The following is a 14,201-nucleotide window of genomic DNA, read 5'->3' on the forward strand; positions in this document are numbered from 1 at the left end:
CTTGAGATTATTGTAGGCATGTGTAAATATAAGTGTCAAGACACTTGTAAATATGTATGTACACAAAGCGGTTATCTGTTCGTGAGAGCGGGAACGATCAGCCGCATCGATATGGAGGGATTCTAATGTCTATGCTTGACGTTTTACAAGGAAATCGAGGGCTTATGCCAGAGCATTATAAGACACTGACGGTTGCTGACATGGAGCAGCGAGTGGCCGAGCTGAAACAAAAATGGGGACCCAAGCTGCTCATACCGGGCCATCACTATCAGAAGGACGAGGTTATTCAGTTTGCTGATATAACAGGAGATTCTCTACAGCTTGCTCAATTGGCTGCACAAAATCAGGAAGCGGAGTTTATTGTATTTTGTGGGGTACATTTTATGGCGGAGACAGCGGATATGCTGACTACTGATCGACAGACTGTTGTCCTGCCGGATATGCGTGCAGGCTGCTCGATGGCAGATATGGCGAATGTGGAGCAGACAGAACGAGCATGGAAGCATTTACAGGAGTTGGTAGGAGATACGATCATTCCGTTAACGTATGTAAATTCCACAGCAGAGATCAAAGCCTTTGTAGGACGGCATGGCGGGGCTACCGTGACTTCTTCGAATGCTAAGCAAGTGCTGGAGTGGGCGCTGAAGCAAAAGGAACGTATTTTGTTTTTGCCGGATCAGCATTTGGGCCGCAATACAGCTTACGATCTTGGAATTCCGCTGGATGAAATGGCCGTGTGGAATCCAATGACCGATCAGCTGGAGACTGAACAGGACCCGGCAACTGTAAAAATTATTTTATGGAAAGGACATTGCTCTGTTCATGAAAAGTTTACAGTAGATCACATTCGCAATGTCCGCGAGCGTGATAAGAACATCCGGGTCATCGTTCACCCCGAATGCTCTTATGAGGTCGTACAGCTCGCAGATTGCGCGGGCTCCACAAAATTCATCATCGATACCATTCGCGCGGCAGAGCCGGGAACCCAGTGGGCTGTTGGCACAGAAATGAATCTCGTGCAACGAATCAAACAGCAGTACCCTGAACAGCAGATTGAATCGCTCAATCCCGATATGTGTCCCTGTCTGACCATGAACCGGATCGATCTTCCCCATTTGCTGTGGGCAATGGAGCAGTTTGATCGGGGTGAGCCTGTGGGTGTGATTCGTGTGGATGCTCAGATCGGAGAGGATGCTGTACTAGCATTGAATCGTATGCTTGCTATCCGTTAACCTTTTGCTGTTCCAGCGAGAATGCTGCTTGAAATCTTTGGCCTTATTTTAAAGAAGTAGGGAGCTTGACGCCAAGCAGACGGTTTCCGCTTTGAATAAATATCATTCCACCGGATTTGAGCGTTGGACCGAAGGAGCGTGAGCCTGTAAAACTTAAATTCAGTTGCTCGTGTCGAACCTGTATCTCTAATTAAAGATTAGTCGCTTGTCCGGTTTTCGTGCTATAATTGTGGCAACAAACCGAAGGAGGTGAATCCCTTGTTTGAGCTTCAGGACCTACTCCCTTATTTATTTACAATCGGCTTACTGTGCACAGTGACTTATACGTATCTCGCTCATTTGCACGGCAATGTACCCGAATGCTGGGTCGAAGGCGGGCCCGTAAGGTCTCATGCTTCTCCACAGATGCCGATGTCTGCCCGTGGACAGGACATGCCTGTCCGGCTGGCCCGACATATCCGGCGTAAGGAAGCGCCGGATGAAGATGCATCCGATTGTTCTCCCTCGTTGAACGATGGCACAGCCAATCAACGAGGAGGAACATATGAAACGATTCAAGGGATTCACCTTTTGGGGTAAAAAAGAACGGATATTTGGATTAATGGTAGTGTTGGCGGTGGTCATGCTGCTGTCTGGTTGTGGTGCGAATGCTGCGGAGATAAATGCACAGACACCGGGATTTTTTAATCATTACGTGGTGTTCCCGCTTTCTTGGCTTATTCAGCAATTGGCGCAATGGTTTGGTGGAAGCTTTGGGCTGGCGATTATGATTTTGACATTTATTGTCCGGCTGGCCTTACTTCCTCTTATGATGCGTCAAACGCGTGCCCAGCAGGGGATGAAGCGCAAGATGAGCGCCATGCAGCCCGATTTGGACCGAATTAAGAAGAAGTATGAAAACAAAAAAGATGCCGCCAGCCAGCAGAGTATGCAGCAGGAAATGATGTCGCTTTACAAAGAGCATCAATTCAATCCGCTTAATATCGGTTGTCTGCCTATTCTCATTCAGCTCCCGATCTTGAGCGGTATGTACACTGCAATCCGCTTAACCCCGGAGCTCGCATCTCACTCTTTCCTATGGTTCCGGCTCGGACAGCCGGACTGGATTTTGGCAATCGTCGTCGCAGTTGTATACTTGGCACAGGCCAAGCTTTCTCAGCTTCAGATGACGCCTGACCAGCGCAAGCAATTTGCGATCATGGGCTATCTTTCACCGATTATGATGGCGATCTTTTCCTTTAATGCCCCTGCTGCCATGCCATTATATTGGACAGTAAGCGGCACCTTTTTGCTGCTTCAGTCGCTGTGGTTCCGCAGACGCTATCCAATAGAGGAAGCAGAGAGTAAGGTTAAAATTGGAGAAGTCACACCAACCTAATTAGAAGATCATGTTTGTTTAACTTGGGAATTGCGCTTGTAGTTGTCACGTGTAATCTTAGGATGTCATTCGAGCCGTTTATAAGGCTTGAATGGCGTCCTTTTTTGCTGCTGCTTTTTTCGCTACATTCCGCTTGCGATTTTGTAGTCAATATGAAATCCTTATATTATAAAGTGATACTAAAGTTGGGAGAGGCTAGTATGAGAAGTCCAACCACATCCATAGAATGGAATGATAATCAAATAAGGGAGGACGGATGCTATTGCATGAGAAGATTAGGCTCTCAACTCATTCAACGTTGCATGGAAGACGCTGTTACGTTGGTAAAAAGGGAGTGGCAGTGGTTACCAACAGGGAGGCACCTAATTCTTTTAATGAAATGATAAGAGAAAAGTGGGCAAAGTAAGACCTATATGTAAGCTAATGCTGAACTTTGTTTTATCACGCAATGAACATTATGGAGGAACTATAGAAAATGAAGCAAACATCAACAAAGCTGCCCATTTCCTTGGCTTTGCTCACATGTATAGTATGTGCATTCGGTTTTGGCTTAGTCGCATTATGGGTGAGTGACCATCAAGTTCGGCATTTTGACCAGGAAATTATTTCGGCTATTGGACAACTAGAGTCGCCCGCCATGACCCGTCTAATGAAATTTTTTACCATGATCGGCAGTGGGATTCCAGTTGTGATCATCATTTTAATTGCCATGTTCGTGCTCTATAGAGTATTGGGACATCGCAGAGAACTGCTTTTTTTGGCGGCTGGTATATTGGGATCGGTAATGCTGAATACGATACTAAAATTGCTTTTTCAGCGTGCGAGACCGGAGATTAACCGTATTATTGAAGAGAATGGATACAGCTTTCCAAGCGGACATTCCATGACAGCTTTCAGCATGTATGCGGCGCTGACATTTTTAGTGTGGAAGCATGTTCCTTCTAGGCTGGGGCGTATCCTTCTTATTGTACTCAGCAGCCTGCTGATTGTAGCAATCGGGACGAGCCGCATTTATTTGGGCGTACATTATCCGAGCGACGTTGTGGGTGGCTATTTTATGAGTGGCTGCTGGATGGCGGCTTGTATTTGGTTTTATCAGCGGTACGAAGAACGACGAATGCTGCCACTTCGCTCCAAATCGACAGCATAACGGGTAGCAGAAATAATAAAGCTTATAAAAAAGCAGACGCTTTAGCGTCTGCTTTTCATTTGGACAGAGGAAGTGTGCTCAGTCATCTTAGTTCTGGCCTGTTCACCAGGCTTGAGCCCCAGCTTATGCTCCCATTTTTCATAAAATATAATAGCCGCCTGCATGAAGATGCCAGGAAGCTTCCGGCTTCGAATGAATTGATGAACGCCGACGGCACAAACTGCACCAATAAGCGCACCTGCCAAAATATCCGAGGGATAATGCACTCCGGTCCACACGCGGGATACTGCGATGAGTACAGCCAAGATAACCCAGAGGACACGAAATTTTTGATGATGAAGCCATAAAATTGTAGCCAGAGCAAACGATCCAAGGGCGTGATTACTCGGGAATGAAGCATTAGGATCATGATGAATAAGCTGAATGACTGAATGTCCGACAAAAGGCCGATCTCTGTAAAACAAATGTCCAAGGCCCCAACTAATTACAAAGCCGATACAAACCGTTATGACGGCTTCTAAAACCATCTCCGATGCGGCATTTTAAAAGTGAACCAGTAAATCAGCAAAGCCACTCCGAAAAAATACGGTGCATATTGCGCCAAGAAAAGCATGGTTCCATTCAAAAAGGCGAGGGAATTAGCCAGTTCATTGATCCAGTGAAATAAAGCATAGTCTACATTAATTAACATGAATAAATTACTCCTTAACATCAAAAAATTGAATAACAAAGTTATATTATAGAGCGACTATACGGATAAAAGCTTAAAATCAAATAAAAAATGAATGTCATTTCCATTACTCATTTGTTTTTTCTATAGAAAATAGGTGGTTTTGCAATGGAAAAGTCGGTGCTGGTTATTGATGATGAAGAGAAGATATCCAGATTGCTTCAGTTGGAGTTATCTCATGAAGGATATGCAGTTGAAATCGCACAGACGGGCAGAGAAGGATTGCAAAAAGCTCTAGCTGGTAAATGGGATATCATCATTCTGGATGTAATGCTGCCGGAGATGAACGGGGTCGAGGTGCTAAAGCAGATTCGAAAAGTGGACAATCATACACCAGTAATTATGGTCACTGCACGTAACACGACTCCTGATAAGGTTTCAGGTCTGGATGAAGGTGCCAATGATTACATTACGAAGCCTTTTGAGATCGAGGAGTTATTAGCGCGGATGCGGGCCAGTATGAGGCATCAAATGGAGCCAACAGCTACCGCTTTACAGGAAGAGGATAAGCCGCCGTCTAGGCTGCAAGTGGACAGCTTGGTGTTGGAACGCAAGACACGGTTAGTGGTGCGGGAGGGCAATCGAATCGAACTGACGCCAAAAGAATATGATCTGCTTCTTTATCTGATGGAGCACAAAAATCAGGTATTGCAGCGGGATCAAATGATTCAGGACGTGTGGGGATTTGATTTTGTCGGTGATACGAATGTCGTAGATGTGTATATCCGGTATGTTCGCAAAAAAATTGATTATGGATACAAAAAGAAATTGATAAAAACCGTGCGCGGCGTTGGGTACTGCATCCGGGAGGAAGACTCGTGAAGCTTCGGACCAAAATAACCCTGCTCAGTTCTATTTTAGTGATGTCGATACTCCTGTTTGTGGATGTTACAGTTCACCTATTGTTCGTCAAAATCGCTACGCGAAACGAAAGAGAAGTGCTGCAAAATAAATGGACTGAAATCATTGCCGAAACAGGACCCACGATGATTCTAAAGAATGCATGGGGCTCCAAACTAAAAGATGAGCTTTCTGGAGACACCACTCTGAGAGTGTTTGATCAGCAATCCCGACTTCTGTATGAAGTAAGTCGCCAGTCCCGATTTAAGCTGGGCGGTATACGTTTTAACACTTCACAAAGTTCTCAACTGACAGATGTACAGGGTCATAAAATTCTGGTAATCCATCTCCCTGTGCTTTCTCCAGAGGGTAATCAGAAGGGGACCCTGGAGATTGTAGAAAAATGGGATGCACTCGAAACCAATCTCGATATTTTAAATACGATCCTCATCACATCCACTGTAGGGGCTATGTTGCTAAGTTTGGTAGGGAGCACGATTTTGGCGAATGCGATATTGCTGCCGATTTCAAGTAGTATTCAAACGATGCAGGAGATTGAAAGAAGCTTGAAATTCAAAAAAATCCCTGCTGGCAATCACAATCAAGATGAATTGTCCCAAATGACCGCTACTTTTAACCGAATGATGGAGAGATTAGAAGAAAGCTTCCAGAGTCAGCAGCAGTTTGTTTCAGATGCCTCACATGAGCTGAATACGACACTTATGATTATTGAGGGCTATGCCAACATGCTGCGGCGGTGGGGTACGCGTGATGAGGAGATTCGTAAGGAATCCATTGAGTCGATCTATGAAGAAACTCAGCGAATGCGTACGATGACACAGCAGTTGCTGACTCTTGCCTCCTCACAGCAGAAAGACCCTGAGCCGCATGAGCGGATAGAAATGATCGGTTGTTGTCAACAGGTAGTAGCGCATCTCAAGCCTGTACATGATCGTCAAATTTCTATATTAACAGAAGAGAACGAAATTTGGCTGGATGCCAACCTGACGAAAATGAAGCAGTTGCTAGTGATCCTGCTGGATAATGCATTAAAATACAGCTCGGATAAGATCGAAATAGGGTTATCTACAGATGAAAAGGATGTCTATATCCAGGTTAAGGATTATGGGATCGGAATACCTGAGGGCGAGATCAAGCGGGTCTTTGAACGATTTTATCGGGTAGATAGCTCCAGACATCGTAAAACCGGAGGAACCGGGCTGGGGTTGCCGATTGCCAAGGCAATTACAGACGCCCATCAGGGTACGATACGTATGGAGAGCGTAGAAGGAGAAGGAACGGTAGTCATCGTCACGCTGCCCCAAAGACAACAGGAAAGGCTGTCCCTCCAGTAGAATATCTACTCGCGGAACAGCCTTTTTATTGTTACTTGTAAGTTAAGCATTCGGTGGATGGAAATCATCTAAAATTTATGCTAAAGGACACGACGTGCTGTTGTATAATTGCGACTCCACCATCCCGAATTTAGGTCTGTAACCGTTACGCCGCCTTTACCATACGTATGCAGAATTTTGCCGTTCCCCATGTAAATGGCTACATGATGAATTGGCGCATAGAAAAAGACCAAATCGCCTTTTTTCAGCTGGCTACGCGGTACGAAAGTGCCAACAGTTGATTGCTGTCTGGAAGATCGCGGAAGCTTGATGCCATTTTGTGCAAATACATATTGAGTGAATGAAGAGCAGTCAAAAGAGCTTGTACTGCCAGCTGGGGCTCCATGTTGATAACGCACGCCCATATACTGGGAGCCTTTAGAAATAATCCGATCAGCTTTACTTGCCGAAGCGGCATGAGTGGTGGCTGGTCCAACGACGAAGCTCCCTGCGCTCAATGCCAAAGTCATAGTAAAGCAAATACCCATCCACAATTTTTTAGAAGTACGTTTCATATATAAATTCCTCCGTTATTCGTATTGTGTTGATGTCCTGAAATGACAATAACACAAATAAAATGTCCGGAATTTACCACTCATGGTTACAAACCTGTTACCCCAACGCTTTGTCCTCATTTATTAGAAAACGATGAGAATTTCCTCCTTAATTTTGGCTTGACAAAATGTATAGATTCCACTTATAGATAGGCTCGTATGACAAAAATCGACTTGCAGTCGATTGGCACAAGCAATCACGCAAAATATACATACCTATATACTACAATTTATAACCTGTACGGGAGTATGCTCTGATTCCCGTTTACATCGTAAGGATCACACCGTATTTCCGGTCAGGAAGGGGAATTCGTATGGCTTCAAAGCAGAATAAAGCACTCAAAAAACGGCGTCTAACCATTGTTCAGGTCATTTCCAACTATCCCGATGCACAGCCGGTACCCTCCAACAAGGGCGGAACGGAAAAGGTCGTGTATGAATTAACGGAGGAATTGGTGAGACGAGGACATCATGTATCTCTTTTTGCCGCCCGTGGGAGCAGGAGTAGTGCGCGGTTGATTCCCTATCCCAAGGGGTTGAAACATAGTCAGATCCCCCAATATGTACTCCGGCATATGCCTTCCGACACACATATCATTCATGATCATACCTTTCGTTCTGCTGTGGGGCGTAGGAAGCTGCCTTGTCCATCGGTATGCACTGTTCATCTTCCAGTGAAGAGACACGGTAAAAACCCAGTATATGTAAGTAAACGAGCGCGCCAGCTGATGGGCAGGGGCAAAGGTTTTTATATCTATAACGGTATCAACACACATGAATACGAGTTCAGCAGTGAGAAGCGTGGCTATTTGCTGTTCATGGGCAGAATCATACGAGATAAAGGTGTATTGGAGGCCATTCAGGTTGCAGAACGAACAGGAAAAAGACTGCTTATTGCAGGTCCTATCAAAGCTCCAGAATTTTTCCGTAAAGAGATTCAGAAACGAATTCAGCGCAATCCGAATATACGCTATGTAGGCGCAGTTGGAGGCGATCAGAAACAGAAGTTGCTGAAACATGCAGAGTGTCTGTTGTTTCCGACACTGTGGGAAGAGCCATTCGGACTTGTCATGGTTGAGGCCATGGCTTGTGGAACACCGGTGCTGGCATTAAAAAATGGCTCCGTTCCCGAGGTACTATCGGGCTTTCCACAGTTGATCTGCAAATCGGTTAGCCAAATGGCACGAAAAGCACAGCAAAAAAATTACCCGTCACCAGCGCAGCTACGTTTGTATGTGACTCAAAGATTTACCAACAAACAAATGACCAGTAACTACTTGAGACTATACCGTGAAATCATCCGTCGGCGAGAACAGAAGAGAGGACAACGGCAGCCTATACGGAGGTGAAGGAGATGCAGGTCAAACGATATATGCTCGGAAAGGGTTCTTGGGCAACTCCTTATTATATAGCTACAGGGGGACAAAAAGGTCCGTGTGTGATGGTAGTGGCGGGAATACATGGTAAAGAAATAGCAAGCATACGAGCTGCTGAGAAATTGGTAAAGCTTTTGAATCAGCAAAAACTGCGATTTAGCCATGGTAAGCTTATAATTGTACCGATTGTAAATCAAGAGGCTTACCGCAAACGGATTAGAGGAATACCTGATCTTAATCGAACCTTTCCGCGCAAAAAAAAGCAGCTGGCAACACAACCACTTTCCGCTGCTCTATTCAAATTAACACAAAAGTATCAACCTGAATGGTATCTCGACTTGCATGAGGCCAACGGATTGTCACAAAAGGATGCCAAGGTGCTTGGTCAAACGCTAATCTCCAATAAGGCCAATCCGGTGGTACCTACGGTTCGTCGGATTATTAAGCGAATGAATCGCTCCATCCAGATGAGCGACCGACATTTCAACATTCGGTTGCATGAGCTTCCAGGTTCCTCCCGAACTGCTGCAGCCCGTATTTTAGGTGCACGCGCGGTTACCGTGGAAACGGGTTGGAGCCTGCCCAAGAAAGTACGCATACACTATCAGTTGGAGATCGTCCAGCATTTTTTAAAAGAAGCCGGAATAGTCAAAGGCAACGAGGTTTATTTATCTGCCAAGGTTAGAACGGTTACCTCAAGAAAATATGGCATCACAAAATAAAATCGCTTCTGGAGCAAGGATTTTTGCACCTTGCTCAGGAGCGATTTTTTATGTGCGACCTTCGTTCAGAATCCGTGGCGTGCTGATATTATATCTATGTGTTGTCAGGCTTCGGATTTATAGAAGGCGTTCACTAAGCTGTTCCCCAGACGTACCTCAATTAGCTCCAGTGATGTATCCAGATCGGCACGGATCGTGTGATACGTATCGACCGGAATGCTAAATACAGAACCGCTTGCCGCAGCAAAACGTTCTCCGTTCAGCATGACCTCTCCTCGGCCGGACACGATCGTCCATACTTTAAGTCCACTGCCGTGAATACGGCCATTCAAGCGGTGATCTGGCAGTACCGTCAGCCGTATGGCCAGTATATCGTTCAGACTCCGATGATCAAATTCGTCCAACACCCGGTAACTGCCCCAAGAGGTTTCGCCATGCTTGGGATGTAGTTGAAGTTTGCCTAGCTGGTCCTTGATCGCGTGAGCATGGCTCTTGGAGGCGATGAGAATGCCGTCGGGGCTCGCAGCTGCAATAATATCTTCCACACCAATGACATGAAGTGGATAGGGCAACTCATTGACGATGTACGTGCCATGAGTTTGGCCACTGATCTGTCCACGCCCGATCACTTGGCTACTTAGCTGCTCTGTTAGAGCCTGCCAGTTGCCGATGTCGTGCCATTCGCCATCGTATGGCAGCACGATGGCATGTTCGGCTCGCTCTGCAATCTCCTCGTCGAAACTGCGAGCCGGGAGGCCATCATACATTGCGCATAATGCTTTATCGTTCAGCGGCAAATAACTTCGCTCCATACAGGAGAGCATATACCGTAATGTAAAAGCGTAAATACCACAGTTCCACAGCGCACCCTGATGAATAAGCTGCTGTGCCCCGGAATGATCCGGCTTTTCTGTGAAGCGAGCAACTTGCGCATAAGAAGGTTTCCCTTCCCGTATCATTTGCAGACCCGGAACGACATAGCCGTATTGGTCGGAGGGATGAGTGGGCCTTGTCCCAAGCATAGCCAAATCGGCTCCGCTCTCAAGCAATAAGCCGGAGAGCGCTGCTATGCTATGGAAGAAATCCTCCCCTGCAAACATGTCCGCTGGAGCAATGCAGAGAACTTCATCCAGCCCCATGCCTCTGGTGTGAAAATAAGCAGCCGCCAGTGCAGCAGCGGTGAAGGTTCCCCGTTTGGCAGGCTCGCCCAGAACGGGCAGACGACCTTCTGTATGGCGAAAGGCTAGATTTACCTGACTTCGATGAGCCAGAAGCAGGGCAGAGGAATCCAGCCCGGCTAAGGTAAGCTGACGGTACACTCGGCCGAGCATAGATTCCTTTCGCCCGTCAGGAGCGGACAACAACCGGAGAAACAGCTTCGACCGAATTTCGTTAGAGAGTGGCCATAGCCGTTTTCCGGCACCACCGCATAACAATACGATGCGCACGGACGTTTCCTCCTTCAATGCAGATCCATTTTGGACTGCATCATTTTGCAGGATTTTAAGAACTATTTTAGCGATGATTCAATCTTTGTTTTTGGAGCAAGCTGGTACACCTTGCGTTGATGAAAAGATAAGGAACGATAGCTCTTGGCCAAGACATTCAATTGTTTTTGCGACAGGGAAGAAGCCCGACTATGAAGCGCTTTATTCAATGACTTGCGCAAAATCATCTGAGAAGGCTTATTGCTGTATAAATAGTTGGCATACGTTTCATATTCGGAAAACCCAAACTGTTTTGTCCGGTCTATACTGTGGATAATTGCGTTGTACCAAGGTTTTCCATGTCGGGCCTCGATAACTTGCTTGAGCTGGGTGAGCCGCGCTTTTTCAAAAAGCATATAGTGAGTGACAAAGGATTTTGGTGAGGGTGCTTTAACGCCCATCAGCTTGTGGTAGGTGCGAAAATACTCAGGCTGGCTCCAGCTGCGGTAGTAAAAAATCGTTTTTCCGTCTTTACGGAACGTATGTGGACGAATCAAAATCGTGTCCGCGTCAATGACGAGAAAAAAAGAGGCTTTACTGATTTTGTCGCCATTCATTTTGAGTAATTGTTGATACAGCCAGCCTGAGCGGTCCCAGCGCGTTGTCCCGTAATGAATATGTTTTTTGGTGATGGGCAGCACCGTTTTTTCGTCAATAAATGTACATTTCTTGTTTGCGCACAGACGGCGAATCCCGGTGCTTTGCGGTGAGACGATATAAATAGTTCCAATTCGGTGCTGCACGTGACGGCGCAGACTGTCAATCACCAGCGGTAGTGTGGCAATATCTTTATCAATTGCTGGAATCAGAACATCGATTGTAAGGGAACCCTTCCGTGGCCCATCCGATTGCGCTGACATGTTATTCACTCCCTATATGTGCAAATATACGCTCCCAGCGTCTCTCCATATCGTATGCTTGGACAGGCGCTTTCGACCGGGCAAGGTCAAACGTCCATTTCTATGCAGGACAGGGCTAATGAAGCTTCGAAAGGGGAGTTAGCGCATACGATAGATTGATCTTTTTTTACAGGAGCGTTCTACCTGAGAGTAGAGAGGAGAGGGGCAAGTGAATTCTTCACAAGCGCAGGCGTTGCGCAGCAAATGGCATAAAACCCAATTGTTGCTCCAGCATGGCAGCATCAAGCCTTATGTACCTGAAACTCGCAAATATAATAAAGCAAATTTGAAATCAATGCTGGAGAAGTACGGTATGGTCTATGTAAAACCCGAGCGAGGTACCTTTGGTAAAGGTGTAATGAGAGTAGAGCAGGAGGCCGGCCAGCGTTTCGCCTATCAATATGAGGAAACGCGTCAAGAATTCAAACATTTGGATGCACTATATATCAGCCTATCGAAACATACGGGGAAGAAAAGTTATCTCATTCAAAAGGGAATCCATTTACTACGCCATCAAATGCGTTATTTTGATATTCGGGTCATGGTGCAGCGTAATGAAAAAGGGCTATGGGAGTCTACCGGAATTATTGGACGTCTTGGTCATCCCCGTAAAATCGTGACCAACTATCATAGTGGTGGTAAGCCGATGGCCTTGGAGCAGTTACTAAAATCCCATTTATCGCAAAGCAAGCAGGCGGAGCTGGTTAAGAAACTAAATGAACTGGGTCTTACTATCGCCAAACAACTGCAAAAAACATATCCGAAATTCCGGCAAATTGGTGTGGACATTGGACTGGATCATCGCTTTATCCCGTGGATTATTGAGGTGAATACGAAGCCGGACCCATATATTTTTAACCAATTAACAGATAAGTCCATGTACCGTAAAGTGTTAAGCTATTGGCGACTGGCTAATGAAAAAAGGAAGGTCACCGTCCCAAGCAAAGATACAAATAAAGATAAAAATAAAGACAAGAATAAAGGTAAAAATAAAGATAAGAATGTAATTAAAGATTCTAAAAAACAAAAAATATCTTGACCAGTAGATTGCTTCATTGCCAGCAGCTAATACAGAAAAAAGGATGAATTTTTCATAATTCATCCTTTTTATTTAGGATTACATTTTAAACTCGCCAAGTCCCCAATTGTTTGCGTATAAGTACGATTTGTCCGCTATGATATGCATCGTGCAGCGTCCACCGCGATAATTCAGCACCGAGAGTGTCGGAGCCGTGAGGCTTATCCAGATCAGCATCATTCAGAGCAGTAATGGCGACAAGCAGTTGGTTTACAAGAGCTTCCGCTTCTTTCAGCGTCTCCTGCCATCCTTCATGGTCTTCAGCATCCCCTGGCGGACCGAATGTCTCATCGTTGCTTATTCCAGTTGAACTTATAGGTCGGTTAGTTAAACGTCTCAAAATACGCTCATTGTAATAATTAATGTGACGAACCGTTTGCCAAATCGTGTTTCCTCCACCTGGTGGTGTCCAAGTGGCCTCCTGTGTATTCACACCGTGAAGTGCTGCGGCAAGAGGAACAATCCATTCTTCCTTATCCCATGAATTTTCTCTTTGCAATACCAGCATATTTACTCGATCTTGGCTCACCTAACCCAACTCCTTTTGTAGGGATGTAACTAGCTAAACATAGGATAAATCGTTACAATTAACAATGTAGCATGACAAATTAAGATTTGCAACCAGTTAAATTGATTTTAGTGGTTACAGACGGTGGAGGAACTCTTTTGAATACACTTTGGACTGATTTTGTAAACAGCGAATGGCACGATTGGAGAGGGAGCGGACGTTCAGAAGATCGTTTGTTGAAGCCCGAATGGCAAAATGAATTTCTTATGCGGTGGCAATTTACCGCTTCGGTCCCAGCCAGTGCGGAAGATATCGAAGAAATGCAAATTCTCCGGCGGGAATTACGTAGCTTCGCTGAGCACCTGACTTCTGGCGGACAAATGACAACTGTTCTGGTGGATATGATTAACCGAAAGATGATGGAAGGGGGGCCGGTCACTCGCTTATTAAAGCAACAGGATGAGCATTTCAGCATTGTGCTGGAACCCGTGGCAAATGGTTGGAAAAAAGTGCTGGCAGAGGTTGTAGCCGATTTTGCCCAGGCACTTGTCAATAGCGGCGGCTCCAGAATTCGTATTTGCGATAATATCGATTGCCGATGGGTATTTTACGATGATACCCGAAATCGGTCAAAGCGATTTTGCGACGAAAAAATGTGTGGTAATTTGATGAAGGTACGCCGTTTTCGCGAGCGTAAGAAAAAGTAGATGGAGCAAGAGAATTTACATGAGCAGTACATGTTGAGCCCACTCCTATATGAACAATGGAGTGGGCTATTTAAAATTGAACAACCTGTGACCCTGTGCTATGCTTACATAAAAGAGGAGCTAGACGTACTAACGATGATCTTTAC

At 45.6% G+C, this 14,201-nt stretch carries 16 protein-coding genes; 10 read left to right on the forward strand and 6 right to left on the reverse strand.

All coding sequences use genetic code 11. From position 1 onward, the window contains the following. The first annotated feature begins 125 nt into the window (after positions 1 to 125). The 4 genes from nadA (at position 126) to ACYCSE_RS21535 (ending at position 3,760) form a co-directional block, all read left to right on the forward strand. Positions 126 to 1,232 carry a quinolinate synthase NadA gene (gene nadA, locus ACYCSE_RS21520; protein WP_459699807.1) on the forward strand — a complete coding sequence of 369 codons (1,107 nt, stop codon included), beginning with the start codon at positions 126 to 128 and terminating at the stop codon, positions 1,230 to 1,232. A 249-nt stretch (positions 1,233 to 1,481) separates the two neighbouring features. Further along, positions 1,482 to 1,811 (forward strand): hypothetical protein, encoded by a 330-nt coding sequence (locus tag ACYCSE_RS21525; RefSeq protein ID WP_223830783.1) that lies wholly within the window; start codon positions 1,482 to 1,484, stop codon positions 1,809 to 1,811. After that, positions 1,777 to 2,610 carry a membrane protein insertase YidC gene (gene yidC, locus ACYCSE_RS21530; RefSeq protein ID WP_459699810.1) on the forward strand — a complete coding sequence of 278 codons (834 nt, stop codon included), beginning with the start codon at positions 1,777 to 1,779 and terminating at the stop codon, positions 2,608 to 2,610. The genes ACYCSE_RS21525 and yidC overlap by 35 nt, the downstream gene beginning before the upstream one ends. A 475-nt stretch (positions 2,611 to 3,085) precedes the next feature. Next, the gene (locus ACYCSE_RS21535; RefSeq protein ID WP_341161562.1) at positions 3,086 to 3,760 is read left to right on the forward strand and encodes a phosphatase PAP2 family protein; all 675 of its coding nucleotides are present in this window, start codon (positions 3,086 to 3,088) and stop codon (positions 3,758 to 3,760) included. Between the two features lie 41 nt (positions 3,761 to 3,801). Here ACYCSE_RS21535 and ACYCSE_RS21540 read toward each other — a convergent pair whose 3' ends face one another. Together ACYCSE_RS21540 and ACYCSE_RS21545 are read right to left on the reverse strand one after the other, a co-directional pair. Further along, a complete protein-coding gene (locus ACYCSE_RS21540) occupies positions 3,802 to 4,287 on the reverse strand; it encodes an undecaprenyl-diphosphatase (protein WP_459699812.1) in 486 nt (161 codons plus the stop codon). Further along, complete coding sequence (locus ACYCSE_RS21545) at positions 4,278 to 4,451, reverse strand: hypothetical protein (RefSeq protein ID WP_459699814.1); 174 nt, start codon at positions 4,449 to 4,451, stop codon at positions 4,278 to 4,280. Before ACYCSE_RS21545 ends, ACYCSE_RS21540 begins: the two co-directional genes overlap by 10 nt. Positions 4,452 to 4,598: 147 nt before the next feature. Between ACYCSE_RS21545 and ACYCSE_RS21550 the strand changes: the two genes are divergently transcribed. Then, positions 4,599 to 5,312: a response regulator transcription factor gene (locus ACYCSE_RS21550; protein ID WP_459699816.1), complete on the forward strand. Its 714-nt coding sequence runs from the start codon at positions 4,599 to 4,601 to the stop codon at positions 5,310 to 5,312. After that, positions 5,309 to 6,685 (forward strand): sensor histidine kinase, encoded by a 1,377-nt coding sequence (locus ACYCSE_RS21555; RefSeq protein ID WP_459699818.1) that lies wholly within the window; start codon positions 5,309 to 5,311, stop codon positions 6,683 to 6,685. Before ACYCSE_RS21550 ends, ACYCSE_RS21555 begins: the two co-directional genes overlap by 4 nt. An 80-nt stretch (positions 6,686 to 6,765) precedes the next feature. On the opposite strand, the gene ACYCSE_RS21560 is transcribed toward ACYCSE_RS21555, so the two are convergent. Continuing rightward, a complete protein-coding gene (locus ACYCSE_RS21560; protein ID WP_061830140.1) occupies positions 6,766 to 7,239 on the reverse strand; it encodes a C40 family peptidase in 474 nt (157 codons plus the stop codon). A 353-nt stretch (positions 7,240 to 7,592) separates the two neighbouring features. Between ACYCSE_RS21560 and ACYCSE_RS21565 the strand changes: the two genes are divergently transcribed. Then, the gene (locus ACYCSE_RS21565; RefSeq protein WP_459699821.1) at positions 7,593 to 8,627 is read left to right on the forward strand and encodes a glycosyltransferase family 4 protein; all 1,035 of its coding nucleotides are present in this window, start codon (positions 7,593 to 7,595) and stop codon (positions 8,625 to 8,627) included. 5 nt (positions 8,628 to 8,632) lie between these two features. Further along, positions 8,633 to 9,376 carry a succinylglutamate desuccinylase/aspartoacylase family protein gene (locus ACYCSE_RS21570; RefSeq protein WP_459699823.1) on the forward strand — a complete coding sequence of 248 codons (744 nt, stop codon included), beginning with the start codon at positions 8,633 to 8,635 and terminating at the stop codon, positions 9,374 to 9,376. Between the two features lie 104 nt (positions 9,377 to 9,480). Here the strand turns inward: ACYCSE_RS21570 and ACYCSE_RS21575 are convergent, their stop codons facing one another. Next, positions 9,481 to 10,824 (reverse strand): sugar phosphate nucleotidyltransferase, encoded by a 1,344-nt coding sequence (locus ACYCSE_RS21575; protein ID WP_459699824.1) that lies wholly within the window; start codon positions 10,822 to 10,824, stop codon positions 9,481 to 9,483. Between the two features lie 62 nt (positions 10,825 to 10,886). Next, a complete protein-coding gene (locus ACYCSE_RS21580; RefSeq protein ID WP_459699826.1) occupies positions 10,887 to 11,723 on the reverse strand; it encodes a DUF6492 family protein in 837 nt (278 codons plus the stop codon). A gap of 208 nt (positions 11,724 to 11,931) precedes the next feature. Between ACYCSE_RS21580 and ACYCSE_RS21585 the strand changes: the two genes are divergently transcribed. After that, a complete protein-coding gene (locus ACYCSE_RS21585; protein ID WP_250268223.1) occupies positions 11,932 to 12,801 on the forward strand; it encodes a YheC/YheD family protein in 870 nt (289 codons plus the stop codon). An 85-nt stretch (positions 12,802 to 12,886) separates the two neighbouring features. Here ACYCSE_RS21585 and ACYCSE_RS21590 read toward each other — a convergent pair whose 3' ends face one another. Next, positions 12,887 to 13,369, reverse strand: coding sequence for a DinB family protein (locus ACYCSE_RS21590; RefSeq protein WP_452566788.1), 483 nt, complete (start codon positions 13,367 to 13,369; stop codon positions 12,887 to 12,889). Between the two features lie 137 nt (positions 13,370 to 13,506). Between ACYCSE_RS21590 and ACYCSE_RS21595 the strand changes: the two genes are divergently transcribed. After that, positions 13,507 to 14,055 (forward strand): CGNR zinc finger domain-containing protein, encoded by a 549-nt coding sequence (locus ACYCSE_RS21595; protein WP_452566789.1) that lies wholly within the window; start codon positions 13,507 to 13,509, stop codon positions 14,053 to 14,055. Positions 14,056 to 14,201: the final 146 nt, after the last annotated feature.

It is taken from the genome of Paenibacillus sp. SEL1 (assembly GCF_054602535.1).

What these genes read in the sequence shown, in the direction of transcription:
- ACYCSE_RS21570 (WP_459699823.1), top strand. Translation starts at nt 8,633, where the DNA reads ATGCAGGTCAAACGATATATGCTCGGAAAGGGTTCTTGGGCAACTCCT.
- yidC (WP_459699810.1), top strand. Translation starts at nt 1,777, where the DNA reads ATGAAACGATTCAAGGGATTCACCTTTTGGGGTAAAAAAGAACGGATA.
- nadA (WP_459699807.1), top strand. Translation starts at nt 126, where the DNA reads ATGTCTATGCTTGACGTTTTACAAGGAAATCGAGGGCTTATGCCAGAG.
- ACYCSE_RS21535 (WP_341161562.1), top strand. Translation starts at nt 3,086, where the DNA reads ATGAAGCAAACATCAACAAAGCTGCCCATTTCCTTGGCTTTGCTCACA.
- ACYCSE_RS21545 (WP_459699814.1), bottom strand. Translation starts at nt 4,451, where the DNA reads ATGTTAATTAATGTAGACTATGCTTTATTTCACTGGATCAATGAACTG.
- ACYCSE_RS21560 (WP_061830140.1), bottom strand. Translation starts at nt 7,239, where the DNA reads ATGAAACGTACTTCTAAAAAATTGTGGATGGGTATTTGCTTTACTATG.
- ACYCSE_RS21580 (WP_459699826.1), bottom strand. Translation starts at nt 11,723, where the DNA reads ATGTCAGCGCAATCGGATGGGCCACGGAAGGGTTCCCTTACAATCGAT.
- ACYCSE_RS21565 (WP_459699821.1), top strand. Translation starts at nt 7,593, where the DNA reads ATGGCTTCAAAGCAGAATAAAGCACTCAAAAAACGGCGTCTAACCATT.
- ACYCSE_RS21550 (WP_459699816.1), top strand. Translation starts at nt 4,599, where the DNA reads ATGGAAAAGTCGGTGCTGGTTATTGATGATGAAGAGAAGATATCCAGA.
- ACYCSE_RS21540 (WP_459699812.1), bottom strand. Translation starts at nt 4,287, where the DNA reads ATGGTTTTAGAAGCCGTCATAACGGTTTGTATCGGCTTTGTAATTAGT.